At 73.9% G+C, this 18058-nt stretch carries 16 protein-coding genes; 3 read left to right on the top strand and 13 right to left on the bottom strand.

Annotation, left to right across the window (positions count from 1 at the left end):
- Positions 1-53 precede the first annotated feature (53 nt).
- From zwf to pgl, 3 genes are read left to right on the top strand one after another with little or no spacing between them, the layout of a single operon-like run.
- Positions 54-1571 carry a glucose-6-phosphate dehydrogenase gene (zwf, locus tag ACI793_RS17045; protein WP_456607565.1) on the top strand — a complete coding sequence of 506 codons (1518 nt, stop codon included), beginning with the start codon at positions 54-56 and terminating at the stop codon, positions 1569-1571.
- Positions 1572-1617: 46 nt separating this feature from the next.
- Positions 1618-2652 carry a glucose-6-phosphate dehydrogenase assembly protein OpcA gene (locus ACI793_RS17040; protein ID WP_456607564.1) on the top strand — a complete coding sequence of 345 codons (1035 nt, stop codon included), beginning with the start codon at positions 1618-1620 and terminating at the stop codon, positions 2650-2652.
- Positions 2649-3458: a 6-phosphogluconolactonase gene (gene pgl, locus ACI793_RS17035; RefSeq protein WP_456607563.1), complete on the top strand. Its 810-nt coding sequence runs from the start codon at positions 2649-2651 to the stop codon at positions 3456-3458. Before ACI793_RS17040 ends, pgl begins: the two co-directional genes overlap by 4 nt.
- Positions 3459-3487: 29 nt before the next feature.
- Here the strand turns inward: pgl and ACI793_RS17030 are convergent, their stop codons facing one another.
- The 13 genes from ACI793_RS17030 to ACI793_RS16970 form a co-directional block, all read right to left on the bottom strand.
- A complete protein-coding gene (locus ACI793_RS17030) occupies positions 3488-3829 on the bottom strand; it encodes an RNA polymerase-binding protein RbpA (protein WP_456607562.1) in 342 nt (113 codons plus the stop codon).
- Between the two features lie 119 nt (positions 3830-3948).
- Positions 3949-4185 carry a preprotein translocase subunit SecG gene (gene secG / locus ACI793_RS17025; protein WP_456607561.1) on the bottom strand — a complete coding sequence of 79 codons (237 nt, stop codon included), beginning with the start codon at positions 4183-4185 and terminating at the stop codon, positions 3949-3951.
- A 215-nt stretch (positions 4186-4400) separates the two neighbouring features.
- On the bottom strand, positions 4401-6191 hold the full coding sequence (locus ACI793_RS17020; RefSeq protein WP_456607560.1) for an ABC transporter substrate-binding protein: 1791 nt from the start codon (positions 6189-6191) through the stop codon (positions 4401-4403).
- A 48-nt stretch (positions 6192-6239) separates the two neighbouring features.
- Positions 6240-7070 (bottom strand): triose-phosphate isomerase, encoded by an 831-nt coding sequence (tpiA, locus tag ACI793_RS17015; protein ID WP_456607559.1) that lies wholly within the window; start codon positions 7068-7070, stop codon positions 6240-6242.
- Between the two features lie 14 nt (positions 7071-7084).
- The gene (locus ACI793_RS17010) at positions 7085-8278 is read right to left on the bottom strand and encodes a phosphoglycerate kinase (RefSeq protein ID WP_456607558.1); all 1194 of its coding nucleotides are present in this window, start codon (positions 8276-8278) and stop codon (positions 7085-7087) included.
- A 5-nt stretch (positions 8279-8283) separates the two neighbouring features.
- Positions 8284-9288 (bottom strand): type I glyceraldehyde-3-phosphate dehydrogenase, encoded by a 1005-nt coding sequence (gene gap / locus ACI793_RS17005; RefSeq protein WP_456607557.1) that lies wholly within the window; start codon positions 9286-9288, stop codon positions 8284-8286.
- A gap of 119 nt (positions 9289-9407) precedes the next feature.
- Entirely contained in the window at positions 9408-11063 is a 1656-nt protein-coding gene (locus tag ACI793_RS17000; RefSeq protein ID WP_456607556.1) for a histidine kinase N-terminal 7TM domain-containing diguanylate cyclase, read from the bottom strand.
- A 217-nt stretch (positions 11064-11280) separates the two neighbouring features.
- Complete coding sequence (gene whiA / locus ACI793_RS16995) at positions 11281-12270, bottom strand: DNA-binding protein WhiA (protein WP_456607555.1); 990 nt, start codon at positions 12268-12270, stop codon at positions 11281-11283.
- 122 nt (positions 12271-12392) lie between these two features.
- Complete coding sequence (locus ACI793_RS16990; protein WP_456607554.1) at positions 12393-13364, bottom strand: gluconeogenesis factor YvcK family protein; 972 nt, start codon at positions 13362-13364, stop codon at positions 12393-12395.
- Positions 13364-14320: an RNase adapter RapZ gene (gene rapZ, locus ACI793_RS16985; protein WP_456607553.1), complete on the bottom strand. Its 957-nt coding sequence runs from the start codon at positions 14318-14320 to the stop codon at positions 13364-13366. The genes ACI793_RS16990 and rapZ overlap by 1 nt, the downstream gene beginning before the upstream one ends.
- 150 nt (positions 14321-14470) lie before the next feature.
- Positions 14471-16513, bottom strand: coding sequence for an excinuclease ABC subunit UvrC (uvrC, locus tag ACI793_RS16980; RefSeq protein ID WP_456607552.1), 2043 nt, complete (start codon positions 16511-16513; stop codon positions 14471-14473).
- A 142-nt stretch (positions 16514-16655) separates the two neighbouring features.
- Complete coding sequence (locus ACI793_RS16975) at positions 16656-16964, bottom strand: hypothetical protein (RefSeq protein ID WP_456607551.1); 309 nt, start codon at positions 16962-16964, stop codon at positions 16656-16658.
- Positions 16965-17145: 181 nt separating this feature from the next.
- Entirely contained in the window at positions 17146-17880 is a 735-nt protein-coding gene (locus ACI793_RS16970; protein ID WP_456607550.1) for an SDR family NAD(P)-dependent oxidoreductase, read from the bottom strand.
- Between the last annotated feature and the right edge of the window lie 178 nt (positions 17881-18058).

Below are 18058 nucleotides of genomic sequence, written 5' to 3'. Positions count from 1 at the left end.
CCCCGCCGATCCCGAGGACGGACCATGGCTCTCCCCCCGATTCGCGGCCCCCGATGATCGCCAACCCGCTGCGCGACCCGAGGGACCGGCGCCTGCCCCGGGTGCCGGAGCCCTGCGCCCTCGTGGTCTTCGGCATCACCGGCGACCTCGCCCGCAAGAAGCTGCTGCCGGCCGTGTACGACCTGGCCAACCGAGGGCTGCTGCCCACCAACTTCGCGCTGCTGGGCTTCGCCCGGCGCGACTGGGGCGACACGGAGTTCGCCGAGCTCGCCCGGGACGCGGCACGCAAGAACGCGCGGACGCCGTGGCGCGAGGAGGTGTGGGAGCGGCTGGCGGCCAGCGTGCACTTCGTCCAGGGCTCGTTCGACGACGACGATGCCTTCGACGAACTGGCCGGCGCGCTCACCGACCTCGAGGGCAGCCACGGCATCGGGGGCAACGCCGCCTTCTACCTCTCCATCCCGCCGGCGATGTTCCCCACCGTGCTCAAGCAGATGCAGCGCACCGGCATGGCCGACAGCACACCCGAGCGCTGGCGGCGGGTGGTCGTCGAGAAGCCCTTCGGCACCGACCTGGCGTCCAGCCGCGAGCTCAACCAGCTCGTCGACTCGGTGTTCGGCGCCGACGACGTCTTCCGCATCGACCACTACCTGGGCAAGGAGACCGTCCAGAACCTGATGGCGCTGCGGTTCGCCAACAGCCTCTTCGAGCCGGTCTGGAACGGCCACCACGTCGACTCCGTGCAGATCACCATGGCCGAGGACGTCGGCATCGGCGGGCGCGCCGGGTTCTACGAGGAGACCGGCGCCGCCCGCGACGTGCTGCAGAACCACCTGCTGCAGCTGCTGGCGCTCACGGCCATGGAGGAGCCGGTCGAGTTCTCCGCCGAGCAGATCCGGATCGAGAAGCTCAAGGTGCTGCGCGCCATCTCGCTCCCCGACGACCTGGAGACCTTCGCCGTGCGCGGCCAGTACGAGCCCGGCTGGCTGGCCGGCGAGCGGGCCAACGGCTACCGGCAGGAGGAGGGCGTCGACCCCGCGTCGACCACCGAGACCTACGCCGCCGTCCGGCTCGGCGTCGAGACCCGCCGCTGGGCCGGGGTGCCCTTCTACCTGCGCACCGGCAAGCGCCTCCCCCGCCGGGTGACCGAGATCGCGCTGGTGTTCAAGCGGGCTCCGCACCTGCCCTTCGCCGACACCGACACCGAGGAGCTGGGCAACAACCAGCTCGTCGTGCGGGTGCAGCCGGACGAGGGCATCACCCTCAAGTTCGGCTCGAAGGTGCCCGGCAGCGTCATGGAGGTCCGCGACGTCTCGATGGACTTCCTCTACGGCGAGCAGTTCACCGAGTCCTCGCCCGAGGCCTACGAGCGGCTGCTGCTCGACGTCCTCCTCGGCGACGCCACGCTGTTCCCGCGCAACGCCGAGGTGGAGGCCTCCTGGGCGGTGATCGACCCGCTCGAGGAGTTCTGGGCGGGCTCGGAACCCTTCCCGTACCGCGCCGGCGAGTGGGGGCCCCGGGCGGCCGACGAGATGCTGGCCGCCGAGAACCGTCAGTGGCGGCGGCCATGAGCCCCGCAGCCGGCGCCGCCGGTCCGGCCCGACCCGAGGAGACGCCATGACGACGCTGTGGGACACCACCGGCTCGGCCGTGGTGAAGGAACTGGCCGCCCAGCGGCGGACCGGCGGCGCCGTCCTGTCCGGCGTCGCGCTGACCCTGGTCGTGGTGGCGGACGAGTCCCGGGTCGCCGAGGCCGAGGAGGCCGCCACCTACGCCGCCGAGATGCACCCCTGCCGCGTGCTCATCGCGGTGCGCCGGCAGATCGAGGCACCGGTGCCCCGCCTGGACGCCGAGGTGCAGATCGGCGGGCGGCTCGGGCCGGGCGAGGCGGTCGTGCTGCGCATGTACGGCCGGCTGGCACTGCACTCGGAGTCCGTCGTCCTGCCGCTGCTGGCCGCCGACGCCCCCGTCGTCGCCTGGTGGCACGGCCCGCCCCCGGAGCGGCTCGCCACCGACGCGCTGGCCGTCTTCGCCGACCGCCGCATCACCGACAGCTCGCTGGCCGACGACCCCCGCGAGGCGCTGCGGATCCGGGCCGAGGACTACGTCCCCGGCGACACGGACCTCACCTGGACGCGGAGCACCGCGTGGCGGGCGATCCTCGCCTCCACGCTCGACTCCGTCGCCGGCCGCCGCGGGGACGCGGTGCGGATCAGCGGGGGCCGGATCGAAGGCGATCCGCACAACGCGACCGCTCAGCTGCTGGCGGGCTGGATCACCTCCCGGTGCGGCAGCAGCATCGAGGTCACCGACGGCTCCCGCCACGCGGGACCGAGCGGGGTCGAGTCGGTGGTCCTGCAGCTGGACCAGGGCGAGGAGGTGCGGGTCACCGCCGACCACCGCAGCGGCGCGGTCATCACCCAGCCCAACCGTCCCGACGGCACGGTGGCCCTGCCCGCCCGCGCGCTGGGCGACCTGCTCAGCGAGGAGCTGCGGCGGCTGGACCCCGACGAGCCCTACAGCGACGCACTCGAGGCGGCGACCGGGGTGAGCGGACTGACCGAGCGCTCCCCGGAACGCGAGCACGTGTGGTTCGACCCCACGGAGGACGGCGAGCCGTCCGACGCACCCGCGGCACGGAGCACGTCGTGAGCCTCTCCCCCGGCGACGACGTGGCCGCAGAGCTCCCCGACGACCCGCGCCCCACGCCCGACGTCGTCATCGAGGCCGATGCCGACCGGCTCGCACGGGCCGTGGCCGAGGCCCTGGTCGCCCGCCTGGCTGCCGCCCAGGTGGTGCACGGGACGGCGTCGGTGGTGCTGACCGGCGGCGGGATCGGCACCGCCGTGCTGGAGCACGTCGCCCGGCTGGCCGCGGAACCCGTGCGCGAGACCGTCGACTGGGCGGCGGTGGACGTCTGGTGGGGCGACGAGCGGTTCGTGCCCGCCGACGACGACGAGCGCAACGAGAAGGCAGCGCGCCAGGCGCTGCTCGACGCGGTCGGCGCCGCCCCCGCCCGGGTGCACCCCATGCCGCCGTCGGACGGGGACTTCGCCGAACCCGAGGACGCCGCCGCCTGGTACGCGGACCAACTGGCGACGGCGGCGGGCGACGACGGGCAGGTGCCGCGCTTCGACGTGCTGCTGCTCGGGATCGGCCCCGAGGGTCACGTGGCGTCGATCTTCCCGGACTCCCCTGCGGTCCGCGACGAGCGTCCGGTGGTCGCGGTGCGCGACTGCCCCAAGCCGCCGCCGACCCGCATCAGCCTCGGCTTCGCCGCCATCAACGCGGCGGAGGAGGTCTGGCTGGTGGTGTCCGGCGAGGGCAAGGCGCGTGCGGTGACCGAGGCCCTGTCCGGCGCGGACCCGGTGGACCTGCCCGCGGCCGGGGTGCACGGCGTCCGGGCGACGCGGTGGCTGCTCGACCGCGCCGCCGCGGGCGAGCTGCCACCGCGCTGAGCCCGGTCGCGCGGGCAAGCGCCTGCGCGCTACATCCCGCGGCGGGCCCGGAGCCGGGTGAGCGCCTCCTCGAGAAGGGCGTCGCCGTCGGCGTCGGTGCGGCGCTCCCGCACGTAGGCCAGGTGCGTCTTGTACGGCTCGTTGCGCGGGGCGGGGGGCGGGTTGCGCTGGTCCTGTCCGGCGGGGAGCCCGCAGCGGGGGCAGTCCCACAGCTCCGGCACGTCGGCGTCGCGGGCGAAGGCGATCCGTGTCTCGTGCCCGTTGGCGCACCAGAACGGCAGCCTCAGCCGCGGCGCGGACTCGCCGCGCTCCGCCTCACCGATCGGACCTGCCCCGACCCTGCTACCCCGGATCGCGTTGCCACCAGCCACGAGCACTCCCTGAAGTCCGACCCAGACGTGTGGCAGATCACCACAGCCCGCGAAGTCTAGATCGTGGAGGGGCCGTCTCCGGTCACGATTCGCACGCGATCTGCCGGGGCGCCCGGGGGTCAGCCGACCTTGACGAGGATGCCCAGTCCGACGATGCAGACGGCCCAGATCAGCGCCGTGAAGATCGTCAGCCGGTTGAGGTTCTTCTCCACCACGGACGAGCCGGACAGCGAGGCGGAGGCGGCGCCACCGAACATCGAGGAGAGGCCGCCACCCTTGCCCCGGTGCAGCAGGATCAGCACCACGAGCAGCGTGCTGGTCAGGACCAGCAGCACGTTCAGGACAACCTCGATCATGACCTCTCCAGCCTCACGACCGGCGCCGAGCGCCGGATCTCGTCCCCGAGCCTAACCGACACCACACCGCGATCCTGCCCGGTGCGCGTCCGCGCCCCGGTCCGCTCCTCGCTCGCCGCGATGCTCCCGGGGCTGTCAGCGCCCTCCCGTCGTGCGCCTCCGCGCCCCGGTCCGCTCCTCGCTCACCGGCGCTCGCTGCGATGCTCCCGGGGCTGTCAGCGCACGCCGGCCGTGGCGAGGTCGTAGCCGCTGTAGGGCCGCATCACCACACCGTTGCGCAGCCGTTGTCCGGCGAGCAGCTGGATCCGGGTCTCGGCGAGCGGCACGTAGGCGGCGGTCTCCTCCACCGCGGCGGCCACCGCCCGCCACGCCTCGCGCGCCGCGTCGCCGGTGCCGGCGGTGCGGGCGGTGTCGATCAGCCCGTTGATGTCGGGGTCGTCCAGCCGCGCGTAGTTGGTGTTGCCCACCGCACGGATGCCGCGGCCGTCGGCCAGCGGCGCGAGGAGCGAGCCCGCGGTCGGGAAGTCGGGGGTCGAGGTGGCCAGCACGATCCCGTACTCGTTGGCGGCGACGCTGTCCGGGTTGCCGACCTCGGTGGCGTAGAAGCTCGCCGCGTCCAGCGGGCGAACCTCCACCTCGATGCCGACGGCGGCCAGCTGCTCGGCCACCACCTCGGCGATCTCCACCCCGGCCCGCCCGTCCGGCACGGCGAGCACCGTGGGAAAGCCGTCCGGCTTCCCGCACTCCTCCAGGTGCTGGCGGGCGGCGTCGAGGTCGGGAGCGGGGTCGGCGTCCTCGGGCCCGTCCCCGAGGGTGCGCGTCCACAGCCGGGAGGTGCGCACGGCGTTCCCCGCGCCGCCGAGGGCGTCCTGCACCGGACGGCGGTCGACCGCCGCCGCGACCGCGGCCCGGCAGGACGCGTTCCCGAACGGGGCGACGTCCGTGGGCAGCGCCAGCAGCCGGAGCGCGCCGGTGGTGACGTCGTCGACGCGGTCGCGCAGGCCTTCGCCGTCCTCGCCCTCCAGCCGGGCGCTCGTGGGCGCCTGCGCTCCCGACCCGGAGATGTCGACGTCGGCCGACCCGGCCAGCAGCGCCTGGTCCCGCTCGACACCCGACAGGCCGGTGCGCACGAGCACGCGGTCGGGCAGTGCCGTCCGGACGTCGTCGGTCGCCGGGTCCCACTCGGGGTTGCGGTCCAGCTGGATGCCCACGGCGGCGTCGACGGAGGTGATCGCGTACGGCCCCGAGGAGACCGGGTCGATCCCGTAGTCCCCGCGGGTGTCCGCCTCGACGGGGACGGGGCTGCTGGAGGGCAACGCCAGCACGTAGGGCAGGTCGGGCTCCGGCGCGCGCAGCCGGAAGACGATCGTGCGCTCGTCCGGCGTCTCCACGGCGGTGAGCTCCGGGTCGTCCTCCTCCGCCGAGTACGGCCCGGGGTAGCGGTTGGCCGGGTCGTCGAAGAGGTCGACGACGTAGGTGGGGCCGCCGACGACCGTCCGGGCGTCGAAGGACCGCTGGATCCCGTACTTGACGTCCTGCGCGGTGATGGGCCGGCCGTTCTCGAACCGCACCCCCTCGCGCAGGGTGTAGGTCCAGCTCAGCCCGTCCTCCGACAACGTCCCCAGGTCCGTGGCGAGGTCCGGGACGAGCTCACCGGTGCGCCCGGGCTCCGACGAGTAGGTGACCAGCGTCCGGGTGTAGAGCCGCATCAGGTTCCACACGCCCGGCAGGTAGGAGCGCTGCGGATCCAGGCTGTCGATCTCCGGCGCGACCACCCGCAGGGTGCCGCCGGTGGCGTCCGAGGGCGCGCGGACGCCGGTGACGCCCGCGTCCGGCTCCCCCTCGACGACCGGCACGTCGGCCCGGCCACCGGCGCCGCCCAGGCAGCTGACCGCGAGGACCAGGACCACGACGACCAGCGCCGCCACCGCGAGGACCAGCCGCGCCTGGCGCCCCTGCGCCCATGCCGGCAGGCGCCGGCCGAGCCGTTCGAGCGTCTCGTTCACGACGTGCTGTTCGCCCCCGGTAGTACGGCCGGCGGCGATCAGCAGCGGTCAGCTGACCTCGGCGGCGGTCCGACAGATCTGTGCGAACTCGTCTGCATCCAGGCTGGCACCGCCGACGAGCGCACCGTCGACGTCCGGCCCGGCCAGGATCCCGGCCGTGTTCGCGGCCTTCACCGACCCGCCGTAGAGGATACGGACCGCAGCGGCCGTCTCGGGCCCGAACCGCTCGGCGAGCCGCGCCCGGAGTGCGCCGCAGACCTCCTGGGCGTCCTCCGGGGTGGCCACCTCCCCGGTGCCGATCGCCCACACCGGCTCGTAGGCGACGACGATGCCGCCACCTGCCCCGGGGCTCCCGGCGACCTGCTCGGTGGTCAGGCCCTCCAGCGCGGCGTCGAGCTGGGCGGTGCAGTGGGCGACGTGCTCGCCGGCCTTGCGGACCTCAAGCCCCTCCCCCACGCACAGGATCGGCACGAGCCCGTGCCGGAGGCTGCTGCGCACCTTGGTGGCGACGACCTCGTCGGTCTCCGCGTGGTACGCGCGCCGCTCCGAGTGCCCGACGACGGCGTAGGTGCAGGCCAGCGCGCTGAGCATCACGCCGCTGACCTCGCCCGTGTAGGCCCCGGAGTCCTGCGCCGAGACGTCCTGCGCGCCGTACCCGATGCTCAGCTTGTCGCCGGCCACCAGCGTCTGCACGCTGCGCAGCGCGGTGAACGGCGGCACCACGACCACCTCGGCGGCGTCGAGCTCGGTCGGCTTGAGCGAGAAGACGATCTTCTGCACCAGGCCGATGGCCTCCAGGTGCGTCAGGTGCATCTTCCAGTTGCCGGCGATGAGCGGCCGGCGGCCCGTCCGGACCGCGGGCTGCTGCGTGCGTGCCATGCGTCGTTCCCCGCTCAGTCGGTGAGCACCGCGAGACCCGGCAGTTCCCGGCCCTCGAGGTACTCCAGCGACGCGCCGCCGCCGGTGCTGATGTGGCCGTAGGCGGCCTCGTCCAGGCCCAGCTGCCGGACCGCCGCGGCGGAGTCCCCACCGCCGACGACCGACAGGCCGTCCACGGCGGCGACGGCCTGGGCCACGCCCCGGGTGCCGGCCTGGAACGGCGCCAGCTCGAACACCCCCATGGGCCCGTTCCAGAAGACGGTGCGCGCCGCACCCAGCTCGGTCCCGAAGACCTCGACGGTGCGCGGGCCGACGTCCAGGCCCATGCGGTCCTCGGGGATCTCGGTCACGGGCACGACGCTGGTCTCGGCGTCGGCGCTGAACGCGGTCGCGGCGACGACGTCGACCGGCAGGACGATCCGATCACCGGCGGCCGCGAGCAGCCGGCGGCAGGTGTCGACCTGGTCGGCCTCCAGCAGCGACGACCCGACCCCGTGGCCCTGGGCGGCGAGGAACGTGAAGCACATCCCGCCGCCGACCAGCAGTCGGTCCACCTTGGGCAGCAGCGCCTCGATGACGGCGAGCTTGTCGCTGACCTTGGACCCGCCCAGCACGACCACGTAGGGCCGCTCCGGGTCGGTGGTCAGCCGGGTGAGCACCTCGAGCTCGCGGGCGACCAGGCGCCCGGCGTAGCGGGGCACCCGTCGGGCGACGTCGAACACCGAGGCGTGCTTCCGGTGGACCGCGCCGAAGGCGTCGTCGACGTAGACGTCGGCGAGCGCGGCGAACCGGTCGGCCAGCTCGCCCCGCTCGGCGTCGTCCTTGCTGGTCTCGGCAGCCTCGAAGCGCACGTTCTCCAGCAGGAGGACGTCGCCGTCGCCGAGGGCGCCGGCCTTCGCACGGGCGTCGTCACCGGCGACGTCGGCGGACAGCGGCACCGTCGTCCCGAGCAGCTCGCCCAGGCGCGCGGCGACCGGCGCCAGGGAGAACTGCGGGTCCGGGGTGCCCTTGGGCCGGCCGAGGTGCGCGGCCACGACCACCCGGGCACCGGCGTCGCGCAGCGCCTGCAGCGTGGGCAGGCTGGCGCGGATCCGGCCGTCGTCGGTGATCGTGCCGGTCTGCTTGTCGAGCGGGACGTTCAGGTCGGCGCGCAGGAGCACGCGCCGACCGGAGACGCCTTCGGCGAGGAGGTCGTCGAGGGAGCGCATCGTTGTCAGAGCTTCGAACCGACCAGGGCGGTGAGGTCGACGAGCCGGTTGGAGTAGCCCCACTCGTTGTCGTACCAGCCCAGCACCTTGGCCATGGGTCCGAAGACCTTGGTCAGCTTGGCGTCGTAGATGCAGGACGACGGGTCCGTGACGATGTCGGAGGAGACGATCTCGTCGGAGGTGTAGGTGAGGTACTTGCCGAGCGGACCGGCGGCGGCCTCGCGGTAGGCGGCGTCGATCTCGTCGGCCGTCGCCTCGCGCTTGAGCTGCACGGTGAGGTCGGTCGCCGAACCGGTCGGGACCGGGACGCGGATGGCGTAGCCGTCGAGCTTGCCCTTGAGCTCGGGCAGCACCAGGCCGATCGCCTTCGCGGCACCGGTGGAGGTCGGCACCATGTTCAGGGCCGCGGCACGCGCCCGGCGGAGGTCCTTGTGCGGACCGTCCTGCAGGTTCTGGTCGGCGGTGTAGGCGTGGATCGTGGTCATCAGACCGCGCTCGATGCCGAAGGCGTCGTTGAGGACCTTGGCCAGCGGGGCCAGGCAGTTGGTGGTGCAGGACGCGTTGCTGATGACGGTCTGCGAGCCGTCGTACAGCTCGTCGTTGACGCCCATGACGATCGTGATGTCGTCGTCGGTGGCCGGCGCGGAGATGATGACCTTCTTGGCGCCACCGGCGTCGACGTGCTTGCGGGCGTCGGCGGCCTTGGTGAAGAACCCGGTGGACTCGACGACGACGTCGACACCCAGGTCGGCCCACGGCAGGTTGGCCGGGTCGCGCTCCGACAGCACCTTCATCTTGGTGCCGCCGATGGTGATGCCGTCGCCGTCGGCGACGACGTCCTGCGGCAGCCGGCCCAGGATGCTGTCGTACTTGAGCAGGTGGGCCAGGGCCTCGTTGCTGGTGAGGTCGTTGACGGCCACGATCTCGATGTCCTGGCCGCTGGCCGCGGCGGCCCGCCAGAAGTTGCGGCCGATCCGGCCGAATCCGTTGATGCCTACCCGGACCGTCACTGCAGACCTCCACGTCGAGTTCGCGCCGTCGGACCGCGCACCGCGCGGCCTCGTTCCCCAGAACCCTAGCGGCCGTGCTGCTCCGCGGCTGCCGGTCACCCGCTCGGGTGTTCCGGGGGTCACCCCGCGGCGACCGGCTCCGGCGCCTCGTCCGCGGCGGCCGCGTCCCGGGCGCCGGCTCCGGCGGCCACGACGCGGTCCCGGCCGGCCGCCTTGGCGCTGTAGAGGGCCTGGTCGGCGGCCTCGAGCAGCGCTGCGGCCGAGGCGCCGTCATCGGGACCCACGGCGACCCCGGCGCTGATGGTGACCCGGATCTGCTCCCCACCCACCTCGTGCACGGCGGCCGCGACGTCGCGGCGCATCTGCTCCGCCCGCCGGAGCGCCTGCTCCCGGTCCGCGCCCGGGAGGACGACGAGGAACTCCTCGCCGCCCAGCCGGACCGCCGTGTCCGCGCCGCGGACGGCGGCCTGCAGGAGCCGGGCCACGGCCGTGAGGACGGCGTCCCCGGCCGCGTGTCCGAAGCGGTCGTTGACCCGCTTGAAGTGGTCGATGTCGAGCGCGATGACCGCCGGGCGGTCGAGGCCCGCACCGACGCCGTCGTCCGCGAGCACCCGGTCGAGGTGGCGGCGGTTGTGCAGCCCGGTCAACGGGTCGCGCACGGCCTCCTCGGCCAGCTCCGCGCGCAGCCGGTCGATCTCCCGGACCTGCTCGGCCAGCTGCTGGTTGAGCGCCTCCACGGCCGCCTGACGCGCCTGCTGCTCGCTGACGTCGCGGATCACCACGATCCGGCCGAGGGACCGGCCGCGGGGGTCACCGATGGGGGTGTCCTGGACGTCCAGCCAGAGACCGGGTGCGACCTCGGCGACGCGGTGCCCGTCCCGCAGGTCGGCGCGGGCGACCACGGCGATCGCGCGCGGGTCGACGAACTCCGGCACCGGCCGGCCGATCATGTCGGCCTCGCCGAGGTCCGGCCGGAGCTGGCGCAGCAGCCGACGGCCGGCGGGGTTGGCGTCGAGCAGCACCTGGTCCCGGTCGAGGACCAGGACGGCGTCGGGAACGGTGTCCACGACCTGCTCCCGCGCCACCGGCACGAGCCGCAGGAACCCCAGCCGCAGGACAGCCCAGCAGTCGATGAGCCCGGTGACGAGGAAGAAGAGCGGCGTGATGTCGGCGCCTCGCCCGTCGAGCTGCATGGCGATCGTGGCGACGTTGCCGACCGTCGGGATGGCGGCGGCGGCGAGCAGCACGCCGATCTGGCGGCGGAAGACCCCGGTGGCGGTCCGCCACCGGCGGAACAGGCGCAGGTAGGCCACACCGACCAGGGCATAGGAGTAGAGCGTGTGGAGCGCGAAGACCGGCCCCAGGGCGACCTGCTGCTCGGTGATGCGACCGGCCGGCTCCTGACTGGACATGACGAGATCCCGGGTCGCCGGCAGCGCGGCCAGGACGACCACGACGACGGGTTCGACCGCGAGCAGCAGGACCGTGCGGCGGTCCGGGCGCCAGGAGGGGTCGACGACGGCGCAGGCGAGCCCGTAGATGCCGACGACGACGACGCCGACGGAGGCCAACAGCAGCGCGGGGTAGACGTCGCGCACGTGATCGGTCGAGTGGAGGAGCCCGCTGGCGCCCGACCAGACCGCCACACCGGTCATGGCCACGGCGAGCGCGGTGGCGGCCGGCGTGCGGTCGCGCCGCTGCCAGGCCAGGGAGGCGGTCACGACCGCGACCACGGCCGCGCAGGCGAACAGGAGCGCCCACTGCTGTGGCGTCATCCCGGCTCCTCGGTCGAGGGCGGGCTCGGTCGCCCGCCACTCCCGAGACATCGGAGACTGCGTCGTTCTCCTGTAGCCGCGTCTCACCCGGAGGAAGGAGTTACGGCCGCCGCCCGTGGCGGACGGCGGCCCCGTCCGCTACCGCGTGAGCATGTCGTCGGTGACGACGGGGCCCATGCGTACGTGAGCATCCGTCGCCACCGTCGGCCCGCAGTGCCTATTGCGTGAGCATGTCGTCGGTGACGACGGATTCCGTGTCCGGGATGCCCAGATCCTTGGCCCGCTTGTCGGCCATCGCCAGCAGCCGCCGTATGCGTCCGGCGACGGCGTCCTTCGTCATCGGCGGATCGGCCCGCTGACCGAGCTCCTCCAGCGAGGCCTGACCGAACTCCAGCCGCAGCCGCCCGGCGACGAGCAGGTGCTCGGGGGCGTCGTTGGCGAGGATCTCCATGGCGCGCTCGACGCGTGCGCTGGCCGCGACGGCCGCGCGCGCCGAGCGGCGCAGGTTCGCGTCGTCGAAGTTGGCCAGCCGGTTGGCCGTGGCCCGGACCTCGCGGCGCATCCGCCGCTCCTCCCACGCCATGACCGCGTCGTGGGCGCCCATGCGGGTGAGCAGCGCGCTGATGGCGTCACCGTCCCGGACCACGACGCGGTCGGCGCCGCGGACCTCGCGGGCCTTGGCGGCGATCCCGAGCCGGCGAGCGGCGCCGACGAGCGCCATGGCCGCCTCGGGCCCCGGGCAGGTCACCTCGAGCGACGAGGACCGGCCGGGCTCGGTCAGCGACCCGTGGGCGAGGAACGCGCCCCGCCACGCGGCCTCGGCGTCGTTGATGCTGCCCGAGACCACCGCGGGCGGCAGGCCGCGCACCGGGCGGCCGCGCTGGTCGACCAGCCCGGTCTGCCGGGCCAGGCCCTCACCGTGCTTGGCGATGCGCACGAGGTAGCGCACGCCGCGGCGGATGTTCCCCCCGGCCAGCACACTCACCCCGCTCGTGTAGCCGTAGACCTCGCTGATGTCCCGCCGGAGCCGTCGGGCGACGGAGCCGGTGTCCAGCTCGGCCTCGATGACCACCCGGCCGCCGACGATGTGCAGCCCGCCCGAGAAACGCAGCAGCGCGGTGACCTCCGCCTTGCGCTCGGAGGTCTTCGTGCACTCGACCCTCGAGAGCTCGTCCTTCACCATGGCCGTCATCGCCACGTCGTCCACCCCCACGTAGCTACGGGGCTACCTGTCGTCGTCCGGGTCGTCGCCATGTGTGGCGTCCCCTCTTCCCCCTCGTACCGGCCGGGTCCGTACGTTCCGGTACCCGGCCTGAGCCCTCTACCCGTTCAGCGCCGCCCGACCACGGAGGCCAGGGCGGCCGACAGGCGCACGGGATCGTGCCGTGGCGCACCGTCGAGTTCAGCGACCGGCGCCAGGACGAGCTCGGCGCCGCACGAGCGCACCGCAGACAGGAGACCACGGCGGTCAACAACCGAGTCAGCATCCGCGATCACGCTGTGCAATGGCACTCCGCCCAGATGGGCCTGCAGCACCGCCACATGCTCCTCCGGGGAGAACCCGTCGGTCTCCCCGGGCTGCGGTTCCAGGTTCAGCACCACCACCACCTTCGCCGCCGCAGCGGCCAGCGCCGTCCGCAGCTGGGGCACCAGCAGGTGCGGCAGCACCGAGGTGTACCAGGAGCCGGGGCCCAGCGAGATCACGTCCGCCGCGGCGATCGCCTCGAGCACGGCCGGGTTGACCGGCGGGTCGGGCGGTGACAGCCGGATCTGCCGCACCCGCCCCGGGGTGGTGGCGATGGCCACCTGCCCGCGGATGGTGCGCACCTGCGTGCGGTCCTCCCGGTCGACGGGCTCCACCCGGGCGACGAGATCCAGCGGGACGTCGGCCATCGGGAGCACACGCCCCCGGGCGCCGAGCAGGCCGGCGAGCTCGTCCAGCGCCTGCACCGTGTCCCCGCCGTGCAGCTCCACGAGACCGGTGAGCAGCAGGTTGCCCACGGAGTGGCCGGCCAGGCCCCCGGTGCCGCCGAGCCGGTGCTGCAGCAGCGCGGCCAGCCCCCGCTCCCGCTCCCCCGCCCCGGCCAGCGCGGTGAGGGCCATGCGCAGGTCGCCCGGCGGCAGGACGGGCAGCTCCCGGCGGATACGGCCGGAGGAGCCGCCGTCGTCCGCGACGGTGACCACGGCGGTGACGTCCGGCGTGAGCTCGCGCCACGCCGCCAGCGCGGCCGCCAGCCCGTGCCCCCCGCCGAACGCGACGACCCGGGGCGCCCGCGCGCCCCGCTCCGTGCTCGCGCCCACTACTCGCGGCCCAGGTCGCGGTGCCGGGCCACGGCGGCGATCCCGTCGGCGCTCAGCCGCCGCGCGAACTCCTCGGTGATCGCGACGCTGCGGTGCTTGCCGCCGGTGCAGCCGACGGCGAGCGTCAGATAGCGCTTGCCCTCGCGGCGGTAGCCGGGCACGAGCAACCGCAGCACCTCGGTGTAGCGGTCGAGGAACTCGGCGGCGTCCTCCTGGCCGAGTACGTAGTCCCGGACCCCGGGATCCCGGCCGGTGGAGGCGCGCAGCTCCGGGACCCAGTGCGGATTGGGCAGGAAGCGCGCGTCCACGACGAGGTCGGCGTCCAGCGGGACGCCGTACTTGAACCCGAAGCTCATCACCGTCGCGGTCAGCGGCGGGGTCCGCCCCTCCCGGGCGAAGGCGTTCTCCAGGGTGGCGCGCAACTGGTGGACGTTGAGCTCGCTGGTGTCGACCCACAGGTCGGCCTCGCCGGCGATGCCCGTGAGCAGGTTCCGCTCGGCGGTGATCCCGTCGACCAGGGTGCCGTTGCCCTGCAGCGGGTGCTCGCGCCGGTTCGACTCGTAGCGCTGCACGAGCACCTCGTCGCGGGCGTGCACGTAGAGCACCCGCGGCCGGTGGCCGGCCTCGGAGAGGACCCGGATGGCCTCCTGCAGGTCGCTGGAGAAGGCCCGGCTGCGCACGTCGACGACGGCGGCGAACCGCCGCAGGTCACCGCGGGCGCCCAGCTCCACCATCGGCAGCAGCAGGGCGGGGGGCAGGTTCTCGACGACGAACCAGCCGAGGTCCTCGAGCACCCGCCCGGCGCTGTTCTTGCCGGCGCCGGACAGCCCGGTGACGACGACGACCTCCAGGGGTGCCGTCTCGGTGCTCGACCCGTCCAGCCCCGGGACGCCCGCGTCGACGGGATCAGGTCCGGGCAGACCCGCCCCCGGTGCGCTGGTCAGCGGGTCGCTCACGCGTCCTCCTCGCTGGCGCTCGTCGGCCGCGTGACCGGCGCTGCTGTGCACATTCGTTCGCTCGCAAGCTCGCTCACGAGTCCTCCTCGCCGGCGCTCGTCGGCCGCGTGACCGGCGCTGCTGTGCACATTCGTTCGCTCGCACGCTCGCTCACGACGCCACCCGGCCGACCTCGGCGGTGCGTCCGGACCCGGCCCGCGGCCTGCCCCGGACGGCCGGGCCCTGGGGCGCCGTGGTGGTCTCCAGCGCCGGGTCGGCGTCGGCGGCCGCACCGGTCGGGTCGGCCGGCTCGGCGATCGCCGCCTGCACCGCCTCGGCGGTGCGCCGCCCGATGCCCGGCACGGCCATGAGCTCCTCCACGGTGGCGGCACGCAGCCGCTTGAGCGAACCGAACTCCTTCATGAGCGCCTTCCGTCGCGACTCCCCGAGTCCGGGGACGTCATCCAGCAGGGAGACCAGCATCGTGGTGGACCGCTTCTGCCGGTGGTACGTGATCGCGAACCGGTGCGCCTCGTCCCGCACCCGCTGCAGCAGGTAGAGCGCCTCGGAGGTGCGGGGCAGGATCACCGGGTCGCTGTCGCCGGGGAGCCAGACCTCCTCCATGCGCTTGGCCAGGCCGCAGACCGCGACGTCGACGACGCCGAGCTCGTCCAGCGAGCGGGCCGCGGCGGCGACCTGCGGGGCGCCACCGTCGACGACGAGCAGGTTCGGCGGGTAGGCGAAGCGGCGCGGCCGCCCCTCCTCCGCGGCGACCCCCTGCTCGTCCCGCCGGTCCTGCTCGTCCTTGAGGTGCCGGGCGAAGCGGCGGCGCACGACCTCGGCCATCGCCGCGGTGTCGTCGGTTCCGTTCGTGACGGAGAAGCGGCGGTAGTCGGACTTCTTGGCCAGGCCGTCCTCGAAGACCACCATGCTGGCCACCACGTTGGTGCCCTGGACGTGGCTGATGTCGATGCACTCGATGCGCAGCGGGGCGTCGGGCAGCTCCAGAGCCTCCTGCAGCTCGCTGAGCGCGAGGGACCGGGCGGTGAGGTCGCTGGCGCGCTTCACCCGGTGCCGGGCGAACGCCTCCTTCGCGTTGCGCTCGACGGTCTCGAGCAGGCTGCGCTTGTCACCGCGTTGCGGAACCCGCAGCGACACCTTGCCGCCCCGGAGCTCCTCGAGCAGCTCGATGTACACATCCGCGTCGTCGGGGAGCTCGGGCACGAGCACCTCCCGCGGGACGGCCTCCCCGGCCTCGCCGACGCCGGTCTGCTCGTCGACGCCGCCGTAGACCTGCAGCAGGAACTGCTCGACCAGTTCCCCGGTGGTGACCGCCTCGACCTTGTCGACGATCCAGCCCCGCTGGCCGCGCACCCGCCCGCCCCGGACGTGGAAGACCTGGACCGCCGCCTCCAGCTCGTCCTGGGCGAAGGCGACGACGTCGGCGTCCGTGCCGTCACCGAGGACGACGGCCTGCTTCTCCATCGCCCGCCGCAACGCCCCCAGGTCGTCGCGGAGCCGCGCGGCCTTCTCGAACTCCAGGTCCTCCGACGCGGCCGCCATCTCCCGCTCGAGCCGCTTCATCATCGACTCGGTGCGGCCGGCCATGAAGTCGCAGAAGTCGTCGACGATGGCGCGGTGCTCGTCGGCGCTGACCCGGCCGACGCAGGGCGCGGCGCACTTGCCGATGTACCCGAGCAGGCAGGGCCGGCCGATCTGGCCGGCCCGCTTGAAGACGCCGGTGGAGCAGGTGCGGGCGGGGAAGACCCGGGTGAGGGTGTCGAGGGTCTCGCGGATGGCCCAGGCGTGGGCGTAGGGCCCGAAGTAGCGGACGCCCTTCTTCTTGGGCCCGCGCATGACCTGCAGCCGCGGGAACTCCTCGTTCAGCGTCACGGCCAGCGACGGGTAGCTCTTGTCGTCGCGGTAGCGGACGTTGAACCGGGGGTCGAACTCCTTGATCCAGTTGTACTCGAGCTGGAGGGCCTCGACCTCGGTGCCGACGACGGTCCACTCCACGGCGGCCGCGGTGGTGACCATCTGCCGCGTCCGGGGATGGAGGCCGGCGACGTCGGCGAAGTAGCTGTTCAGCCGCTGCCGCAGGCTCTTGGCCTTGCCGACGTAGATGACGCGGCCGTTCGGGTCGCGGAACTTGTAGACCCCGGGGCTCTCGGGGATCGAGCCGACCGCCGGGCGGTACGTCGAGGGGTCGGCCATGGGTCCAGATTAGGTCGAGAGGGTGACAGGCCGCCCGGGCCGGGGCACGGGCGTCACAACCGTCACAGCGGATCCGGACAAGCGGGAGCGGGGCACGTCCTGCGTGCCCCGGTGCCGGCGGGAACGGGGTGGGTCCGAGCGGTCAGCCGACGGGCTGCGAGCGGCGCACGGCGACGGTCGTCGGCACCCTGGCGGCGAGGGCCTTCGCCCGGGGAGCGGCCGAGCGGGCGACCCGGCGGACCAGTGACACGGCCGCGATCACCGCGATGGGCACCGCGGCGAAGTCGAACGCGTCGGAGACGGCGCGCGTGGCCACGACGGCCAGCGAGACGCCGAGGATGGTGACCAGCACGGCGACGGAGAGGACGGTCGCCCCGGGGCCACTCTTCCCCTGCCACGGCTGTCCGCAGTGGCTCATGTCGGGGTCGCAGTCGGGCGTGAGTGCGCTCATCGCGGCCTCCTCGCGGGCCGCAGTGCAGCCCTCAGTGACGTCTGTCACAAGCAGAGTAGTGCCGCGTGACCTCGATCACAAGCCGGCCGACGTCAGCCGTCCGCGCCCAGCTCCCGGGCCTCGTCGTCCCGACCCGGCACGGGCTACCGGTTCACGCCCTGAGCCCCTCTGCCGCGCGCGGTCAGAGCACGAGGCCGAGCCCGCCGTCGACGAGCAGGGTCTGGCCGGTGGCGTAGCGGGCGCCGATGAGCCCGACGCAGGCATCCGCGATGTCGTCGGGCGTGGCCACCCGCTTCAACGGAGCCATCGCCGAGACGCCCTCCTTGACCTGGTCCCAGGTCTCGGTCCACGGCGTCGCCACGAGGCCGGGTGCCACCGCGTTGACCCGGACTCCGCCGCCGGCGTGCTTCGCGAGGATCGTCGTGAGGTGGTCGACGGCCGCCTTCGACACGGCGTACGGCAGCGAGCTGCCCGTCTGGCGGATGCCGGCGATCGAGGTGATGTTGATGATCCACCCGTCGTCGGCGGCACGCAGCAACGGGAGCGCGGCCTGCGACACGAGGAAGGTCCCGACGACGTTGACGCCGAGCACGCGGTTCCAGTGGTCGACCGTGACGCCGTCGATGTCCGCGAGCGCGACGTCGGCCGTGACCGCGGCGTTGTTGACCAGCCCGTCGAGCCGTCCCCAGCGGTCCCGGGCCGCCTCGACCAGTGCACGTGCCGTGCCCGGCTCGGAGATGTCCCCCTGCAGGTAGCAGGCGTCCGCCAGCTCGCCGGCCAACCGTTCGCCGGCGTCGACGGAGGAGGCGGAGTTGACGACGATGCGGGCGCCCGCGGTCGACAGCCTGCGGGCGACGGCTTCGCCGATGCCGCTGCTGGATCCGGTGACGATGACGACGTTGCCGGTGAGGTCCAAGGGGGCTCCCTGCGAGAGGTGGTCGGTCGCGTGCGAGGTCCGACTCGAGTCTGCGACGACGTCAACACCGCAGCCGACCCGACGGAGCCCCCAGCCTCGGACTCCCGGATACCTGCTGCTGGGCGGGACGGGACGCCGGGCGCCCCGGTCGTCGCGAGGGCCGAGGCCCACAGGCCTG

The sequence above is a fragment of the Blastococcus sp. SYSU DS0617 genome, from assembly GCF_054051075.1.
Note: the sequence above shows the minus strand (reverse complement) of the source record. Positions and strands in the feature narration are given on the sequence as shown.